Source organism: Methylobacterium sp. WL103 (genome assembly GCF_008039885.1).
Taxonomy (GTDB): domain Bacteria; phylum Pseudomonadota; class Alphaproteobacteria; order Rhizobiales; family Beijerinckiaceae; genus Methylobacterium; species Methylobacterium cerastii.
In genome coordinates this window covers 1-2,366 of record NZ_VRUX01000625.1, presented here as the reverse complement: position 1 = coordinate 2,366, position 2,366 = coordinate 1, and the positions used below count along the sequence as shown (strand labels likewise).

At 75.2% G+C, this 2,366-nt stretch carries 4 protein-coding genes; all 4 read right to left on the bottom strand.

Features of this window, described 5'->3' with window-relative positions; genetic code table 11:
- Window positions 1-661, bottom strand: a 661-nt coding sequence (locus FV222_RS23370) for a hypothetical protein (RefSeq protein WP_147815760.1), incomplete at its 3' end; no start/stop codon positions are given.
- 134 nt (window positions 662-795) lie between these two features.
- Window positions 796-1,185, bottom strand: a complete 390-nt coding sequence (locus FV222_RS23365; protein WP_187277444.1) for a phage holin family protein — start codon at window positions 1,183-1,185, stop codon at window positions 796-798.
- 124 nt (window positions 1,186-1,309) lie between these two features.
- The gene (locus FV222_RS23360; protein WP_147754767.1) at window positions 1,310-1,546 is read right to left on the bottom strand and encodes a hypothetical protein; all 237 of its coding nucleotides are present in this window, start codon (window positions 1,544-1,546) and stop codon (window positions 1,310-1,312) included.
- A 169-nt stretch (window positions 1,547-1,715) separates the two neighbouring features.
- A partial coding sequence (locus FV222_RS23355) for a trypsin-like serine protease (protein ID WP_147815758.1) occupies window positions 1,716-2,366 on the bottom strand: 651 nt, incomplete at its 5' end.

Sequence of the window (2,366 nt, the reverse complement as noted above, 5' to 3'; positions counted from 1 at the left end):
CCCCGCTCCTGCCGCACCCGGTGGCCGACGCGAGCGCCGCGCCGACGAACGCCGCCTTCAGGGCGCTCGCGTCGTCCACCGGGTGCGGCAGGAGCGGGGCGAGCAGGTGGTCGACGTCGACCCCGGCCGTCTCGAACCGCGCGAACGCGGCGCGGGCGGGCGTTGCGCCCTCCCCGAGGGCGACCGATCCCGGCCCGACCACGACCGCACCGATCCGGCCGTCGCCGACATCCGACAGGCGAAGGTCCTTCAGGCTGGCGACGGCCGAGCCGAGCGTGATCGCGAGGTCCGGCACCACGATCTCGCGGGCCTTCATCGCCGCGAGGCGCTCGCGCAGGTCGCCGGGCGCGGCGGGGTCGAGGAGCCGGGCGACGTCCTCGCGCGTCAGGGACGTGCCGCGCACCTCGATGCGGGGCGCGGTGAGCGTCATCGCGCCGGAGACGTGGCGGACGCCCTCGGCGACGAGGCCGTCGGCACCGAGGGCGGAGATGGCGGGCGCGGGCGCGTCGCCGCGGGAGAAGAACTCGGACGCCCTCGGCTTGGCGGGCCGCTCTTCGGCGTCGCGCGCGAAGAAGTCGGAACTCCGCGGCTTCGGCGCCTGCGCCGACGCGACGGCGATGCAGCCGAGGATCAGGACGGCTGATGGCAGGATCGGTTTCATGGCGGAGGGGCGTCCGGGCGTCGCGGTACATCCACGAAGCGCAGCGCGCCGGATTTGTCGAGGCCGGCGGCCGCCGCATCCCCCGACGACGCGCCGAATCCCGGCGGCCCGAAGGGCTTGCCCGCCGCGTCCCGTCAGGAACCGGTCGCGAGCGCCGCCTGCCCGCGTACCTTCGGAGGCACGATCCGGGTGGCGCGGGCGATCCGGCGCAGGCCGACGGCCGCCAGCAGCCCCGCGGCGACCAGGAACGGGCTCGCGACGACGAGCGCCGCCACGACCTCGGAGCCGATGAGCACCGTGAGCGCCTTCACCATCGCGTCGAGGAAGACGAAGAACGCCGCGACGAGCAGCACGACGATCGTTCCCAGAAGCGCGAGCAGGCCGATCAGTGCGCGGATGTTGCCGTCGATTTCGGTCCGCGCGAGGTCGAGCGTGCGCCCGACGAGGCGGCTCGACTCGCGCAGCATCCCGAGGGTCAGCGCCAAGGTGCTCGCGGGTGTGCTCTCGGAGGTGCGATCCTGCATCGAGGGGAGCCGTCGTCCAGTCAGAGGGGCCGGCAAGGGCGCCAGGCAAACGCGCACCACCGCGGCGCGGCTACCAACCCCGGATGCGACCGGGCGTTCCCGGTGGGACGGCCTGCGTCCGGCTTCAGCGCGGCGAGACGGCTTCGAACCCGTCTCGGAGGCGCAGGCCCGCGACCCGTCCCGCATCCCAGATCGCGGCGAAGACCGCGTGGACCGCGCCGGCGACGAGGACGAAGGCGGCGACCGCGCAGAGGGGAAGGCCGAGGAGAAGCCCGATCACGAGCCGGGCGGCGACGCGCTCGGCGAGGCGGCGTTCGAGCCGCGCGCCCGGGGCGAGGTCGAGCAGGCGTTCGTAGAGCATGGGGCACCCGCGCGATCGAGGACGGCGGAATTCGGCAGGGCCGCCAGACCCGAGGTGGCGGCACGAGGGCGACGCAGGAACGCGGGCGACGCAGGACGACGTAATGCCGGGTCAACGACGCTGCCGGGCCGCCGTTGCATGGGCGGCCCGAAAAACCGCGACGGCCGCGTCAGCGCATCCCGGGGCTGGTGAAGACCTGCGCCGCCGGGGCGATCACGACGAGGTTCCCGCACGGCGCCTGGCGCGAGAGCACCGCGCTGGCCACGCCCCAGACGAACAGGCCGCGCCGGTCCTGCCCGACCACGGGTCCGCCGGAATCGCCGAAGCAGACGCGGCCGCCGTTCACGCGGGCGACCGTCAGCCCGGTGCTCGACGCCGCGACGGGCGTCAGGCCGACCGTGCGCAGCCGGCCGACCGTGCGGCCGGACACGCCGGTCCCGGCGACGCGCAGGCTGCGGGGCACCCGGCTCGGATCGGTGGCGAGCGGCACCGGCACGCGGTCGCGCACCGGCTCGGCGAGGCGCAGGACGGCGAGGTCGAGCGACAGGGCGTTCAGGTCGACGTCGACCACGTTCGAGGTCATCTGCCCAGGGTCGGGGCTGTAGCGCGCGGTCACGCGGGCGGTGCGGACCGGCTTCACCGGCTCGCTGCCGCGGAAGAACACGACGAGCGAGCCGAGCGGATCGCCGTTGACGCAATGGGCCGCCGTGAGGATCAGGTCCGGGGCGATCAGGACGCCGGTGCAGCGCGAGAGGTGCAGGCCGTCCCCGGGGTCGGTCACGGTGCCGAGCCCGACGGTGGCCTGCGCGAGCGCGTCGCC

What these genes read in the sequence shown, in the direction of transcription:
- FV222_RS23365 (WP_187277444.1), bottom strand. Translation starts at nt 1,185, where the DNA reads ATGCAGGATCGCACCTCCGAGAGCACACCCGCGAGCACCTTGGCGCTG.
- FV222_RS23360 (WP_147754767.1), bottom strand. Translation starts at nt 1,546, where the DNA reads ATGCTCTACGAACGCCTGCTCGACCTCGCCCCGGGCGCGCGGCTCGAA.